The sequence below is a fragment of the Sphaerisporangium krabiense genome (assembly GCF_014200435.1).
GTDB classification, from domain to species: Bacteria; Actinomycetota; Actinomycetes; order Streptosporangiales; family Streptosporangiaceae; genus Sphaerisporangium; species Sphaerisporangium krabiense.
In genome coordinates this window covers 5,428,462-5,441,589 of the sequence record NZ_JACHBR010000001.1, presented here as the reverse complement: position 1 = coordinate 5,441,589, position 13,128 = coordinate 5,428,462, and the positions used below count along the sequence as shown (strand labels likewise).

Sequence of the window (13,128 nt, the reverse complement as noted above, 5' to 3'; positions counted from 1 at the left end):
TCCTCGCCCGGGGCCACGGGAGTGCCGCGCGTAAGGTGGAGGTCGTGCCACAACTGCGTATAGCCCTCGCCCAGACCAACCCGGCGGTCGGCGACCTTTCCGCCAACGCCGCCACCCTGCTGGAGTGGACGCGCCGCGCCGCGGACCGCGGCGCGCACCTGGTCGTGTTCACCGAGATGTTCCTGACCGGGTACCCCGTCGAGGACCTGGTGCTGCGCGCGTCGTTCGTGGACGCCTCGATCACGACCCTTGAGGCCGTGGCCGCGCGGCTGGCCGAGGAAGGGCTCGGCGAGCTGCCGGTCGTCGTCGGCTACGTCGACCGCGCCGGCGTGGCGCCCCGGCCGGGCCAGCCCAAGGGTGCGCCGCTCGACGCCGCCGCGCTGCTGCACCGGGGCCGGATCGTCGCCCGCACGGCCAAGCACCACCTGCCCAACTACGGCGTGTTCGACGAGTACCGCTACTTCGTGCGCGGCGACCGCATGCCGATCTTCCGCCTGCACGGCGTCGACGTCGCGATCGCCGTCTGCGAGGACCTGTGGCAGGACGGCGGCCCGGTGTCGGCCGCGGCCGAGGCGGGCGCCGGCCTGCTGGTGGTGCCGAACGCCTCGCCGTACGAGCGCGAGAAGGACGACGTGCGCCTGGCGCTGTGCGCCGACCGCGCCCGCGAGGCCGGGTGCGCGCTGGCGTACGTCAACCAGGTCGGCGGCCAGGACGAGCTGATCTTCGACGGCGACTCGATCGTGGTCGGCCCGGACGGCGGGCTCGTCGCGCGCGCCGACCAGTTCCGCGAAGAGCTGCTGGTCACCGATCTGGAGCTGCCCGCCGCCGACCCCGCGGCCCGCCCGGGCGCCTTCCCGGTGGACGCCAAGGACGGCACCACGATCACCGTCGAGCGGCTGGAGCTCTCGGCCGGGCCCCTGCCCGCCTACACCCCCGAGCCGCCCGTCGTGGCCCCGCGCCTGGACGACCTGGAGGAGGTGTACTCGGCGCTGGTGCTCGGCGTGCGCGACTACGTCACCAAGAACGGCTTCGGCTCGGTGATCCTCGGCCTGTCCGGCGGCATCGACTCCGCGCTGACCGCCACCATCGCCGCCGACGCGGTGGGCCCGGACCGCGTCCACGTCGTGCTCATGCCCTCGCGCCACTCCTCCGACCACTCGGTGGGCGACGCCCGCGAGCTGGTCGAGCGGCAGGGGCTGCACTCCCGGCTGGTGCCCATCGAGGGGATCGTCGACGCCTTCGAGAAGGAGATCGACGTCCACGGGCTCGCCGCGGAGAACCTGCAGGCGCGGGTGCGGGGCATGCTGCTGATGAGCCTGTCCAACGAGCACGGCCACCTGGTGCTGACCACCGGCAACAAGAGCGAGCTCGCCACCGGCTACTCCACCCTCTACGGCGACTCCGCGGGCGGGTTCGCCCCGATCAAGGACGTGCTGAAGACGACGGTGTGGGAGCTGTCGCGGTGGCGCAACGCCCAGGCGGGCCGGGGCGGCGAGTTGCTGCACCCCTTCGCCGTGCCGCCCATCCCGGAGAACTCGATCACCAAGGAGCCGAGCGCCGAGCTGCGCCCCGGCCAGCGCGACACCGACTCGCTGCCGCCGTACGACCTGCTGGACCGGCTGCTGGCCGACTACGTCGAGCGGGACATGGGCAAGGGCGAGCTGGTGGCGGCCGGGCACGACGCCGAGCTGGTGGCGCGGGTGATCCGGCTGGTGGACCTGGCCGAGTACAAGCGCCGCCAGTACCCCCCGGGCCCGAAGATCACCCCGAAGAACTTCGGGCGCGACCGCCGGCTGCCCATCACCAACCGCTGGCGCGAGACGCCCGCCACCTAGGCGTAGAGCCCCTCCAGGACCTGGCCGGTGATGCGCTCGGCCAGGTCGTCGGGGAGTTCCTCACCGCTGCCGCGCCACTTGCTGAAGAACAGCATCGCGCCGCTGAGGGCGGCCATCGCCACCTCGACGTCGACGCCGGCGCGGAACTCGCCGGTGTCGACGCCGCGCTGGATGATGGAACGCAGCAGGTCGCGACGGGGCTTGACCGCGATCTCGTGGAACCGCTCGGCCAGGTGCGGGAAGCGGTCGGACTCGTTCAGCGCGACGGTCATGATGCAGCGCAGACGCCGGTCATGGGTCTCCTGCAGCATCGCGCCCAGATGGCGGACGATGTCCTCGCGCGCCGACCTGCCGAGCGGCTCGGGCAGCGGCGGCTTGAGGGTGGCCAGCGCGTCCACGACGAGGTCCTCCTTGTTGGACCAGCGCCGGTAGATGGTGGTCTTGCCGACCCCCGCGCGCGCCGCCACGGCCTCGATGGACAGCTCCGCCACGCTCGTGCCCTCGGCCAGCAGGTCGATCGTCGCGTCGATGATCGACCGCTCGGCCCTCTCGCTGCGGGGGCGGCCCGGCGCGCGGACCGGTCCCGCCTGCCCCGTCTGCTGCGTCACCATGGTGCGATCACACTACTGCCGGTTCCGGTTTCTCGGGCCGCGCCACCGGCGGCACGGGCTTCTCCTTGCCGGGCAGCCATCTGGCCACCACCGCCGCGCCGACGAGCGCGATGGCGGCGGAGCACAGGGCCGTCACGTGCATGCCGTCGACGAACGCCTCCTTGGCGGGCCCGATGAGCGCGGCGCCGCGCGCGCCGAGGGACTCGGCGACGCCGAGGGTGGCGGTGATCGACTCGCCCGCGGCGTGCCGCACCCCCTCGGGCAGGACGGTCAGCGTGCCGGCGACGTTCTCGCGGTAGGTCGCCGAGAGCACCGAGCCGAGCAGCGCCACGCCGAGCGCGCCGCCGACCTGCCGGATGGTGTTCGTCATGGCCGAGCCCACGCCGGCCTTCTCGCGGGGCAGCGAGGACATCACGGCCTCGGTGGCCGGGGATCCGATGTTGGCCATCGCCGCGCCCTGGACGAAGGCGATGACCTCGAACACCAGGATCGGGCTGTCCACCCCCACGAGCAGGTAGGCGCTGAGCGAGGCCGCGACCAGGAGCATGCTGACGGTGGCGACGATCTTGCCGCCGAAGCGCCTGACCATGCCGGCGCTGAGCGGCGAGAAGATGAGCTGGGCCGCCGCGAACGGCAGCATGAGCGCGCCCGCGGCGAGCGGGGAGTATCCCCGGACGAGCTGCAGGTAGAACGCCAGGAAGAACATCACGCCCATCATGGCGAAGAAGACCAGGCCGACGCTCGCCACGGCCGTGGAGAAGCGGGGGACGGTGAAGTAGCGCACGTCGAACGCGGGGTGCGCCGTCCTGCGCTCGTGCAGCACGAACGCCACCAGGACGGCGATGCCGCCGAGGGCGGGCGCCCAGACCTGCGGGTCGGCGACGGTGCCCAGCTCGCCGATCTTGATGATGCCGTACACGACGCCCACCAGGCCGATGATGGACAGCAGCACGCCGAGCGGGTCGAGCTGCGCCTTGTCGGGGTTGCGCGAGTCGGGCACGATCAGCGCGATCAGGATCGAGCTGACGATCACGATGGGCACGTTGACCAGGAAGACCGAGCCCCACCAGAAGTGCTCGAGGAGCAGGCCGCCGGCGATCGGGCCGATGGCGACGGCGAGGCCCACCCCGCCGGCCCAGACGCCGATCGCCTTGGCGCGCTCGCGGGGCGCGAAGACGTTGGAGATGATCGCGAGCGTCGCGGGCATGACGGCGGCGCCGCCGAGGCCCATGGCCGCCCGCGCGGCGATCAGCTGGCCGGGATCCTGTGCGTAGGCGCTGGCCAGGGACGCCAGGCCGAACAGCACCATCCCGATCTGCAACATGCGCTTGCGTCCGAATCTGTCACCCAGTACCCCGAAGGTGAACAGAAGCCCCGCGAACACAAGGGTGTAGCTGTTGATGGCCCATTCGAGCTGGCTCTGCGACGCCCCGAGCCCCGCGTCGGGGTCGGAGATGACCTTCAGGGCCACGTTGAGAATGGTGTTGTCGAGAACCACGGCCAGCAGGCTGAACACCATCACGCCGAGGATCTGCCAGCGGCGTGGGTGACCTGTCGGGTGTTCCACGAATCCCCCAAGTACACGTAAGACGAAATTCGATACGGATGCGTTTCGCTGGGCCACGCTACAAGGTCCCGATTCGATACGCAACAGTCCCGTTTCGTAATGCTAGCGCCGACGGGCGCCGGGATCGCGGCGCCGGCGGTTCCCTCTGGGCGCCCTGGGGAGGCGTAGGGGGTCACCGCGCACGGCCCCGGCGCGGGTAAAGGACGTCCCTCGGGGAGTGGAGGGATGAGTAGTGGGCAGCCCGGGTGTTGTCATAACGGTCAGCCGTGCGATGATCTGACCGTCCGGGGACGCCACAGGGGCGCCTCGAGACCTGGAGGTATCCATGATGTCCTCTACGTCGAGAATTCCCAGCTCGCCGACCACGCTCTACGGCGGCCAGGCTGGGCGAAGGGTGACCGTCCGCGACATCGCCGCCGCCAAGGAACGCGGCGAGAAGTGGCCCATGGTCACCGCCTACGACGCCATGACCGCCAAGGTGTTCGACGAGGCGGGGATTCCGGTCATGCTCGTCGGAGATTCGGCCGCGATGGTCGTGTACGGCTACGACTCCACGCTGCCGGTCTCGGTGGACGATCTCCTGCCGCTGACCGCCGCCGTCGTCCGCGGCTCCTCCCGCGCGCTGGTCGTCGCGGACCTTCCGTTCGGCTCCTACCAGGCGTCTCCGGAGCAGGCCCTCGCCACGGCGGCGCGCTTCATGAAGGAGGCCGGCGCGCACGCGGTCAAGCTGGAGGGCGGCCGCCGCGTGCTCCCGCAGATCGAGCTGCTCGTCTCGGCGGGCATCCCGGTCATCGGGCACCTCGGGCTCACCCCGCAGTCGGTCAACGCCTTCGGCGGCTACCGGGTGCAGGGCCGGGGCCAGTCGGGCGACGAGCTCATGGCCGACGCCAAGGCTTTGGAGCACGCGGGCGCGTTCGCCGTCGTGCTCGAATGCGTCCCGGCCGACCTGGCCGCACGGGTCACCGCGGCCCTGTCGGTCCCCACGATCGGCATCGGCGCCGGGCCCTCCTGTGACGCCCAGGTCCTGGTGTGGCAGGACCTCATGGGCCTCACGCCGCACCCGGCGAAGTTCGTGAAGAAGTACGCCGACCTGGCAGGCGAGATGGACCACGCGGTCCGCGCGTTCGCCCACGACGTCGTCTCCGGCGTCTTCCCGGCCCCGGAGCACAGCTACAGCTGACCCCGTCGCCCCGCGCACGGCCGTGCCCACCCGGCACGGCCGTCGCCAGGTCACTCAGCCACCCGTACGGGACGGGCGGCGTCCCCGCCGGGTCAGGCCAGGGTGGACGGGTCGGTGTTGCCGCCGCAGACCACGACCGCGACGCGCTCGCCCGGCCCGGGGACGTAGGCGCCGGCGCGCAGCGCGGCCAGCGCGGCCGCCCCCGCGTGCTCGGCGGCCACCCGGTGGTCCCGCCACAGCGCGCGCCGCGCCTCGACGATCGCCTCCTCCCCCACCAGCACGACCTCCACGCCGAGGGCGCGGGCGGTGTCGAAGGCGATGCGCCCGGCCCTGGTCGCGCCGAGCGCGTCGGCGCCGACCCCGCCGACCTCCACCGGCACCGGGCCTCCCCGCGCCAGCGCCTCGTGCAGGGTCGGGATGCGTTCGGGCTCCACCGCGACGACCCGCGGCCCCCGCTCCTCGCCCGCCAGGGCCGCCGCGACGCCCGCGACCAGCCCGCCGCCGCCCACCGCGACCAGCACCGTGTCCAGTCCTCCGAGAGGGCGCGCCTGTTCCAGCAGTTCGAGGCCGAGCGTGCCCTGCCCGGCGACCACGTCGGCCTGGTCGTAGGCGTGGACCTCCAGGGCGCCGGTCTCGGCCGCCCGCTTGGCGGACGCCTCGTAGGCGTCGGCGAAGATCGCGCCGGTCTGGGTGACGTGCGCGCCGAGCGCCCGCAGCCCGGCCACCTTGACCGGCGCGCACACCTCGGGCACGAAGATCTCCGCCCGGACGCCGAGCGCGCGGGCCGCGTACGCGACCGCGACGCCGTGGTTGCCGCCGCTCGCCGCGATGACCCCCGCCTCGGGCACGGTCCCGGCGGCCAGGACGCGGTTGAAGGCGCCCCGGACCTTGAACGACCCGGAGTGCTGCAGGGACTCCAGCTTGAGCAGCAGACCCGGCGCGGCCTCGGCCACCGGGGTGCGCCGGACGTGCCCGGCGATCCGGGAGGCGGCCCGCTCCACCTCCGCCCGCGTCATGATCACGGGGTCTCCGTCCGGCGGAGGGCCTGGGTGAAGTCGGCCCACAGGTCCTCGGCGTGCTCGATGCCGACGGCCACGCGCACGGTGCCCTCGCCGATCCCCGAGCGGGCCAGTTCCTCGGGCGTCTGCGCGCGGTGCGAGGTGGTGGCCGGGTGCAGGACGAGGGTCTCGACCCCGCCGAGCGAGGGCGCGAGCAGCGCCAGCTCCAGGGCGGCCATGAACCGCTCCCCCGCCGCGCGCCCGCCGGCCAGGTCGAAGGAGAAGACCCCGCCGAAGTCGGGCAGGAGCTTGGCGGCCAGGGCGTGGGAGGGGTGGGAGGGCAGTCCCGGCCAGTGGACGGCCGTGACGGCGGGGTGCTCGTCGAGGCGGGTGGCGAGCACGCGGGTGTTCTCGCAGTGCCGGGCCATGCGCAGCGGAAGGGTCTGGACGCCGCGCAGGGTCAGCCACGCGGCGAAGGGGTCGAGCGTGGCGCCGAGCTCGATGGCGAAGGACCACACCCTGCGGCGCAGGGCCTCGTCGGCGAAGACGGCCACCCCGCCGAGGACGTCGCTGTGCCCGCTGAGGTACTTGGTCACGGAGTGGACGACGATGTCGGCCCCGTGCTCCAGCGGGCGGCACAGCACCGGGGAGGCGAAGGTGTTGTCGACCACCGACACCAGGCCCGCCTCGCGGGCGGCGGCGCACATGCCGGGCAGGTCGGCGACCTGGGTCATCGGGTTGGCGATCGTCTCCAGGTACAGCAGGCGGGTGCGGGGCCGCACGGCCGCGCGCACCGCCGCCGGGTCGTCCTGGTCGACGTAGGTGACCTCGACGCCGAACCGGTGGGCCAGGTCGGCGATCATGGACGCGGTCCCGCCGTACAGGGCCCGCTGGGCGATCAGGTGGTCGCCGGGGGTGAGCAGGCCGAGCAGCACGCAGTTGATCGCCCCCATCCCCGACCCCGCGGCCACGGCGGACACGCCGCCCTCCAGGCCGGCCACCGCGTCCTCCAGCGCCCGGACCGTCGGGTTGGTGAGCCGCCCGTACACGAAGGCGCCGTCCGGTCTGGTCATGCCGTCGGCGAAGACGGCCGGGTCGTCGAAGGCGAAGCCCGAGGTCTGGTAGATGGGTGTCGCGATCGGGGTGCTGCCGTCCAGGGACGGCCGCGGCACGTGGACGGCGCGGGTATCCGGGTGGAGGTCGCTCATGCTGTCAAGGATGTACGGCTCAAGCCGGATTTGTCAGTTTGATATCGCCCGGCCGCGGGTCAGACGTCCGTGACGCGGATCCCGGCGTGCGCCTTGTACCGGCGGTTGATGGAGATCAGGTTCGCCGTGAACGCCTCGACCTGATGGGCGTTGCGCAGCCGCCCGCCGTAGACGCCGCGCATGCCCGGGATGCGGGCCGCCAGCGCCTGCACGGTGTCGGTGGCCTGCCGGTCGTCGCCGAGCACGAGCACGTCCAGGTCGATCTCGGACACCTCGGGGTCGAGCAGCAGCACCGCCGAGACGTGGTGGAACGCCGCGACCACCCGGCTCTCCGGCAGGATGGCGGCCGCCTGCTGGGCCGCGCTGCCCTCCTCGACGTCCAGGGGGTAGGCGCCCTGCTTGTCGAAGCCCAGCGGGTTCACGCAGTTCACGACGATCTTGCCGGCCAGCACGGGCCGCAGCGCCTCCAGCGTCAGCCGGTGCCCCTCCCACGGGACCGCGATGATGACGACGTCGGACTCGGCCGCCACGACCGCGTTCTCCTCGCCGCGCACCGGCAGCCCGGGGCCGAGGCTCTCGGCCGCCTCGTGGGCGCGCGCGGCGCTGCGCGACCCGATCAGGACCTGGTGGCCGACCGCGGCGAAGCGGTGCGCGAGGCCCATCCCTTGGTGGCCGGTGCCGCCGAGGATTCCGATGGACAGGCCGCTGACGTCCAGACCCTCATCCCCCATGATCTTCATCCCCTCACGTGCTGTGCGATTCTCCAGATCATGCCAGGTGCCGCTAACCAGGACGGCGGCGGGGGCGGTGATGCACCATGGAGCCCATGGACGCTGCGTCGGTGACCTTTCTGCGCGAGGTGCTCTCCGCCACCGGCTGGGTCGAACGCACCCGCGAGTTCGGGCGTTCCCTGCGCGCGACGCGCACGCCGGGCGGGCTGCTCGTGGTCGGCACCCCCGAGGAGGAGCCCTGGCACCTCACCGCCCACCTCGGCGACGAGGCCCGGCTGTCCGGGCTCGCCCAGCTCGCCCCCACGCTGGTGCGCTGGTCCCCGCCCCCCGGCGCGCCGCCGCACCTGGCCGTGGGCGTGGACCGCATCCAGGCGGCGCGCCGCGGCGAGACCCTGTTCGTGGTCACCGAGCACAAGGCGCCCGCGCCCCTGCTGGAGCGGGTGGACGACGCGCGGCGCACGGGGGCGACGATCCTGTCGCTGGACGGCGGCGACCCGGACCTCGAAGGGCTCGCCCACGACGCGCTGGCCGTGCCGCCGCAGGAGGGCCTGTTCACCTTCGACGCCGCCCAGCATCTGGTGAGCATGGCGGCGGGCGAGGCGCCGAGGTCGCGCTCCCGCTTCCTGGACCGGCTGGCCCGCCTGGCCGAGCGCGTCAGCGGCCCGCGGGTCCCCGAGTGACCATCTGTCCCTATATCGCGAGCTTTATCGGGAGCAAAACCTCACCCGGAATGGCAATGCGTTCCGCTCGCTTCTGAAGCCTCACCGCCCGCGTCGCATCCCTGCCCCGGCGGCGCCGCGGCCCCGGGCCCCGGGGGGCGTAGCCTGGAGAACGAGCCGGTCAGCGGCATGACCGACAGGAAACCGACCTCTTCGCTGATTGGGGTGAGCTCGGTTGTACCGCAGGGTCTCAAGCCGCGACTCCGGCGCGGCGCCGGCGACCGTCCGTCTCGGGAAAGCCTGAGATGGAGTCCTCGGTGGTCTCCTACCTCATCGACGCGTTCGGCATGCTCGGCGCCGCCGCGCTGCTGTACGCCTACGCGATGCTGTCCATGGCGAAGATGTCGGGCGGCGGCCTGGCCTACCAGCTCATCAACCTGGGCGGCGCGGTCGCGCTGATGGTCAACTCCGCCTACCACTTCGCCTGGCCGTCGGCCGTGCTCAACCTGGTCTGGTGCGGGATCGGCGTGCTCGCGCTGACGCGGATCATCGCGGCCAGGCCCTGGAAGCGGGGGCGCTCCTCGGGGGGAGGCCGGGGCTGAGCGCCCCGGGGCCCTCTAGTCGCCGTTCCACTCCTTGTCGTCCTCGCGCCACGAGGCGTTGCGGGCGGCGGCGGTCTGCAGCGCCGCGGCCGCCTCCCCCTCGGTGGCGTAGGGGCCCATCCGGTGCTTGTCGGGGCATCCCTTGTCCGGCTCGACCCTCGTGTGCTTGAGGCAGAACCACCACTGGCCGCCGCTCATACGCCCTCCTCAGCCGCTGCGCGCCCGCCGTCCACTCAGATCCTGCCCTACCGGGGCGGAACTAGACTTGCCGCATGACGACAACGCTCCGGCCAGGGCGGCTCTCGCCCACCCGCAAGGTTCCCGCCCACATCGAGCGGCCGGAGTACGTCGGCCGCAAGCAGCCCCGCCGGGGCGAGACCGACGTCCAGACGCCCGAGACGATCGAGCGCATGCGCGTCGCGGGCCGCATCGCCGCCCAGGCCCTGGAAGAGGTGGGCCGGCACGTCGCGCCGGGCGTCAGCACCGACGAGCTCGACCGCGTCGGGCACGAGTTCCTCTGCGACCACGACGCCTACCCCTCCACGCTCGGGTACCGCGGGTACCCCAAGTCCCTGTGCACCTCGATCAACGAGGTGATCTGCCACGGCATCCCCGACGACACCGTGCTGCGCGACGGCGACATCGTCAACGTGGACATCACCGCCTACATCGGCGGCGTGCACGGCGACACCGACGCCACCTTCCTGGTCGGCGAGGTGGACGAGGAGTCCCGGCTGCTGGTCGAGCGCACCCGCGAGGCCATGATGCGCGCGATCAAGGCCGTGGCGCCCGGACGGCAGCTCAACATCGTCGGCCGGGTGATCTCCGCCTACGCCAAGCGGTTCGGCTACGGCGTCGTGCGCGACTTCACCGGCCACGGCATCTCGACCTCGTTCCACTCCGGCCTCATCGTGCCGCACTACGACGATCCCTCGCTGGCCGTGACGCTCGTGCCGGGCATGACCTTCACGATCGAGCCCATGCTCACGCTCGGCACCATCGAGTACGACCTGTGGCCGGACGGCTGGACCGCCGTCACCAAGGACCGCAGGCGCACCGCGCAGTTCGAGCACACCATCGTGGTCACCGACGGCGGGAGCGAGATCCTCACGCTGCCCTGACGCCGCGCGGGGTGCGGTTTTCCGCAGTGCCGGGGTGTGGAGCACCGTCGGGACGCGGGTGGTGCGCCTCATGCCCGGATTTGTCCGGTGTTGCATAGCCTCTCGGGCATGAACACGACGACCGTAGACGGGGTCGCCGGATGGGCGATCGGACTCATGGAACAGCTCGGCGCGCCGGGGGCGGGGCTCGCCATCGCGCTGGAGAACCTGTTCCCCCCGCTGCCGAGCGAGGTGATCCTCCCGCTGGCGGGGTTCACCGCGAGCCGGGGCGACATGGACCTGCTGGACGCGGTGGTGTGGACGACGCTGGGCTCGGTCATCGGCGCGCTGGCCCTGTACGCCGTGGGGGCGCTGCTCGGGCGCGACCGCGTGGTGGCCATCGCGTGCCGCCTGCCGCTGGTCAAGGTGTCCGACATCGAGAGATCCGAGGCGTGGTTCGCCAGGCACGGCCGCAAGACCGTGTTCTTCGGGCGGATGATCCCGATCTTCCGCAGCCTGATCTCGGTGCCCGCGGGCGTGGAGCGCATGCCCATCGTGCCGTTCACCCTGCTCACCACCCTGGGGAGCCTGATCTGGAACACCGCGTTCGTCGTCGCCGGGTACCTGCTGGGCGAGAACTGGTCGCTGGTGGAGACCTACGCGGGGATCCTCAGCAAGGTCGTCGTCGGCGCGGTGGCGCTGACCGTGGCCGTGTTCGTGTGGGTGCGGCTGGCCGAGCGGCGCAAAGGCAGGCATGGGGCTCGCTGAGGAGCCGGACGGCGCGGACCCGGGGGCGGCGCGGGACCGGCGGGCGGTCCTGCGGGCCGCCCGGCGGGCCGTGCGGCTGGTCGCCGGCCTGGCGCTCGGCACGGTGACCGCGCCCGCGGAGCTGGCCTGCGCGCTGGCCGGGGCCGCCGCCGTCCCGGTCCGCGCGGGAGGGCCGCGAGGACGGGGCGCGGCCCGGCGGGCGCTGGAGGGCGCGGCTTGGCGGCTGGCCGCGCTGGAGCTGCGGCGCCTGCGCTTCTGCGGCGCGCGGGGCCTGCCGGAGTCGCCGCCCCGGGGCTCCCGGCCGCTGGCCTATGTGGCGGCGCGCTGGCCGGTGGGCCTGCTCGGGGGCGCGGTGCTGCTGTTGCTGGTGCTCGGCGCGGCCACGGTGGGGCAGATGGCGGTGGCCTGGCTGACCGGCGGGACCCTCGACGGCATCCCGCCCAAGCCCTGGATCGTCCTGTACCTCGGCACCGCCGCGGCCCTGCTGCTGTTCCTGGACGTGATGGGCATGATCGGGGTGCTCAACCTGGACCGCGCACTGGCCGGCCGCCTGCTCGGCCCGAGCCCGACCGAACGGCTGGAACGGCGGATCACCGAGCTTGCCCAGACCCGCGCCGGGGTGGTGGCGGCCGTCGACCAGGAGCGGCGGCGCATCGAGCGCGACCTGCACGACGGCTTGCAGCAGCGCCTCGTCGCCCTCGCGGTGCTGATCGGGCGGGCGCGCCGGGGCCGCTCGCCCGAGCTGCTGGACGCGCTGCTCGCGCAGGCGCACCAGGAGGCGCGGGCCGCGATCGGCGACCTGCGCGAGGTGGCCTGGCGCGCCTACCCGAGCGGGCTGGACTCGCTGGGTCTGCAGGAGGCGCTGGCGACGCTCGCCGAGCGCGCGGCCGTCCCCGTGACGGTCGATTACGAGCTCCAGGAGCGGCCCGCGCCGCACCTGGAGACGGCCGCGTACTTCGTGGCGTGCGAGGCGGTCACCAACGCCGCCAAGCACGCCGGGGCCGGGCTCGTGACCGTCCGCCTGGCCCGTGCGGGCACAATGCTGGTCGTGCGGGTCCATGACGACGGACGGGGCGGGGCCGACCCCGCGGGCGGCGGCCTGTCCGGGCTCGCGCGCCGGGTGGCGGCGCTGGACGGGCGTCTCGCCGTCCACAGCCCTTCCGGAGGGCCGACGACCGTGACCGCGGAGCTGCCATGCGGGTGATCCTGGCCGAGGACTCGGCCCTGTTGCGCGAGGGGCTGGCGCGCCTGCTCGCCGAGGAGGGCCACGAGGTGCAGGCCGCCGTCGGGGACGCCGCCGCGCTGCTCGCGGCCGTCGCCGAGCGCCGTCCCGACATCGTGGTGGCCGACGTGCGGATGCCGCCGACCCACACCGACGAGGGGCTGCGGGCGGCCCTGGAGATCCGGCGGCGCTGGCCGGGCACGCCGGTGCTGATGCTGTCGCAGTACGTCGAGCGCAAGTACGCCGCCGAGCTGATGGGCGGCGACGTGGCGGGCGTGGGCTACCTGCTGAAGGACCGGGTGGCCGAGGTGTCGGACTTCCTGGACGCGCTGGAACGGGTCGGGGCCGGGGGCGCGGCGTTCGACCCGGAGGTCGTGCGGCGGCTGCTGGCCCGCACCACGCACGCCGACCCGCTGGCCACGCTGACGCCCCGCGAGCGCGACGTGCTCGGGCACATGGCGCAGGGCTACACCAACGCCTCGATCGCCGCGCAGTTGTTCGTCTCGCAGAGCGCGGTCGAGAAGCACGTCAACGCGATCTTCGACAAGCTGGCGCTCTCCCACGTCACCGGGTACAGCCGCCGGGTGCTCGCCGTCCTGCGCTTCCTCGGGTCCTGACGGGGCCGAAGCCCCGACCGGGCCTGACGT

Annotated in this window: 14 protein-coding genes; 8 read left to right on the top strand and 6 right to left on the bottom strand. The window is 73.3% G+C overall.

Annotated elements, in window-relative coordinates:
• Window positions 1-44 precede the first annotated feature (44 nt).
• Entirely contained in the window at window positions 45-1,835 is a 1,791-nt protein-coding gene (locus BJ981_RS23885; RefSeq protein ID WP_184613923.1) for an NAD+ synthase, read from the top strand.
• On the opposite strand, the gene BJ981_RS23880 is transcribed toward BJ981_RS23885, so the two are convergent.
• Window positions 1,832-2,446, bottom strand: coding sequence for a TetR/AcrR family transcriptional regulator (locus BJ981_RS23880; RefSeq protein ID WP_184613922.1), 615 nt, complete (start codon window positions 2,444-2,446; stop codon window positions 1,832-1,834). The two genes, BJ981_RS23885 and BJ981_RS23880, sit on opposite strands and share 4 nt — an antisense overlap.
• A gap of 7 nt (window positions 2,447-2,453) precedes the next feature.
• A complete protein-coding gene (locus BJ981_RS23875) occupies window positions 2,454-4,013 on the bottom strand; it encodes an MFS transporter (RefSeq protein ID WP_204069986.1) in 1,560 nt (519 codons plus the stop codon).
• A gap of 328 nt (window positions 4,014-4,341) precedes the next feature.
• Here BJ981_RS23875 and panB point away from each other — a divergent pair, with 328 nt between their 5' ends.
• Window positions 4,342-5,193 carry a 3-methyl-2-oxobutanoate hydroxymethyltransferase gene (gene panB / locus BJ981_RS23870; protein WP_184616359.1) on the top strand — a complete coding sequence of 284 codons (852 nt, stop codon included), beginning with the start codon at window positions 4,342-4,344 and terminating at the stop codon, window positions 5,191-5,193.
• A gap of 92 nt (window positions 5,194-5,285) precedes the next feature.
• Here panB and BJ981_RS23865 read toward each other — a convergent pair whose 3' ends face one another.
• From BJ981_RS23865 to npdG, 3 genes are read right to left on the bottom strand one after another with little or no spacing between them, the layout of a single operon-like run.
• Window positions 5,286-6,209, bottom strand: a complete 924-nt coding sequence (locus BJ981_RS23865) for a serine/threonine dehydratase (protein ID WP_221315290.1) — start codon at window positions 6,207-6,209, stop codon at window positions 5,286-5,288.
• Window positions 6,210-6,211: 2 nt separating this feature from the next.
• Window positions 6,212-7,399, bottom strand: a complete 1,188-nt coding sequence (locus BJ981_RS23860) for a trans-sulfuration enzyme family protein (RefSeq protein WP_184613921.1) — start codon at window positions 7,397-7,399, stop codon at window positions 6,212-6,214.
• Window positions 7,400-7,458: 59 nt separating this feature from the next.
• Complete coding sequence (gene npdG, locus BJ981_RS23855; RefSeq protein WP_184613919.1) at window positions 7,459-8,130, bottom strand: NADPH-dependent F420 reductase; 672 nt, start codon at window positions 8,128-8,130, stop codon at window positions 7,459-7,461.
• 95 nt (window positions 8,131-8,225) lie between these two features.
• Between npdG and BJ981_RS23850 the strand changes: the two genes are divergently transcribed.
• Both BJ981_RS23850 and BJ981_RS23845 read left to right on the top strand, forming a co-directional pair.
• Complete coding sequence (locus BJ981_RS23850) at window positions 8,226-8,810, top strand: hypothetical protein (RefSeq protein ID WP_204069992.1); 585 nt, start codon at window positions 8,226-8,228, stop codon at window positions 8,808-8,810.
• Between the two features lie 284 nt (window positions 8,811-9,094).
• The gene (locus BJ981_RS23845) at window positions 9,095-9,391 is read left to right on the top strand and encodes a CBU_0592 family membrane protein (protein ID WP_184613915.1); all 297 of its coding nucleotides are present in this window, start codon (window positions 9,095-9,097) and stop codon (window positions 9,389-9,391) included.
• 15 nt (window positions 9,392-9,406) lie between these two features.
• Here the strand turns inward: BJ981_RS23845 and BJ981_RS23840 are convergent, their stop codons facing one another.
• Window positions 9,407-9,589 (bottom strand): hypothetical protein, encoded by a 183-nt coding sequence (locus BJ981_RS23840; RefSeq protein WP_184613913.1) that lies wholly within the window; start codon window positions 9,587-9,589, stop codon window positions 9,407-9,409.
• A gap of 74 nt (window positions 9,590-9,663) precedes the next feature.
• Between BJ981_RS23840 and map the strand changes: the two genes are divergently transcribed.
• The 4 genes from map to BJ981_RS23820 all read left to right on the top strand — a co-directional run bounded on the left by map (window position 9,664) and on the right by BJ981_RS23820 (window position 13,098).
• Window positions 9,664-10,512: a type I methionyl aminopeptidase gene (gene map, locus BJ981_RS23835; protein WP_184613911.1), complete on the top strand. Its 849-nt coding sequence runs from the start codon at window positions 9,664-9,666 to the stop codon at window positions 10,510-10,512.
• 108 nt (window positions 10,513-10,620) lie between these two features.
• Window positions 10,621-11,259: a DedA family protein gene (locus BJ981_RS23830; protein ID WP_184613909.1), complete on the top strand. Its 639-nt coding sequence runs from the start codon at window positions 10,621-10,623 to the stop codon at window positions 11,257-11,259.
• Window positions 11,246-12,463, top strand: coding sequence for a sensor histidine kinase (locus BJ981_RS23825; RefSeq protein ID WP_184613907.1), 1,218 nt, complete (start codon window positions 11,246-11,248; stop codon window positions 12,461-12,463). Before BJ981_RS23830 ends, BJ981_RS23825 begins: the two co-directional genes overlap by 14 nt.
• Window positions 12,454-13,098, top strand: coding sequence for a response regulator (locus tag BJ981_RS23820; RefSeq protein WP_184613904.1), 645 nt, complete (start codon window positions 12,454-12,456; stop codon window positions 13,096-13,098). The genes BJ981_RS23825 and BJ981_RS23820 overlap by 10 nt, the downstream gene beginning before the upstream one ends.
• Window positions 13,099-13,128: the final 30 nt, after the last annotated feature.